The sequence below is a fragment of the Candidatus Cryosericum odellii genome, from assembly GCF_003570935.1.
GTDB classification, from domain to species: Bacteria; Caldisericota; Caldisericia; order Cryosericales; family Cryosericaceae; genus Cryosericum; species Cryosericum odellii.
Window position 1 is genome coordinate 8,149 of the sequence record NZ_QXIU01000013.1, and the last position, 1,042, is coordinate 9,190.

The window sequence follows — 1,042 nt, forward strand, 5'->3', positions numbered from 1 at the left end:
CGCCAGGACTACTTCAGCTTCGCCAGGGCGGGGATGGTGTAGGGAAGCGTAGCAGTATTGCTCTCCACATCGCCTGCTGTAATGCTTGAGAACACGTGAAGTCGGCTTGTGAGCGTCCACGTGTCACAGAACCTGTCTTCAACAGTGACGAACAGGCATGCATTCGTCTGGTGTCACCCTCGTGACGTTGCGCGGTTTGCATTGGACACTATAGTAAGCGCTATGAGACGAAACGTTGCTCTGCTGACAATCTTGCTCATGCTTGTCGTAATTCTCCTGACTGGTTGTCGCTCTGCCCTCTCGCACCGGTCTGACGCGAGTGACCCATACCCGTACGGTTCGCAGACGCCACGCACGACCCCGGCGTTCAAGGCCCCCGTGACAGTACCCGTAAACGTCGATCCCAACCTCAGCGTCCCCATCCTCATGTATCACGAGGTGGCACAGCACATGCCGGGTATGGACGCTCTCAAACTCTCACTGCTCGTTGCGCCCGACCAGTTCGCTCAGCAGATGCAATATCTGAAGGACAACAACTTCACGACCATTACACTGGACGAGTGGATGGCAGCACGGACTGGACGGTCGTCTCTTCCCAGGAATCCGGTCATCCTGACTTTTGACGACGGACGTCTCGGTGTCTATCAGAACGCATTTCCCATTCTCAAGCGCAATGGACAGAAGGCCATCCTCTTCCTCATCAGTCGCGAGGTCGGACGCGTGGTCAAGGGCTACCTGGACTGGTCGATGGTGAGGGAGATGCAGAATACCGGCCTCATCACGTTTGGCTCGCATACCGTGCACCATGCCGTGCTCCCGCTCCTGACCACTCAAAGCGCCATGATGGAGCTTTCATACTCGAAGATCGTCATCCAGCGGAACACCGGACGCCGGTGCGACTACTTCTGNNCGGTTACCATGCCGCCACGACGGAGATCCCTGGATGGTCCCGCGTTACCGACAATCCATACGAGCTACGCCGCGTCCGCATCGACGGGCTCGACAGCATGGCCGTCTTTCGCGCCAAGCTGGGTCCTGGAGG

Annotated in this window: 1 protein-coding gene; it reads left to right on the top strand. The window is 57.8% G+C overall.

Annotated features, from left to right (window positions below; all coding sequences use genetic code 11):
* Positions 1–564: 564 nt before the first annotated feature.
* Positions 565–1,042 (top strand): polysaccharide deacetylase family protein (locus SMC5_RS11855; RefSeq protein ID WP_455423440.1); only part of this gene is annotated, 478 nt, incomplete at its 3' end.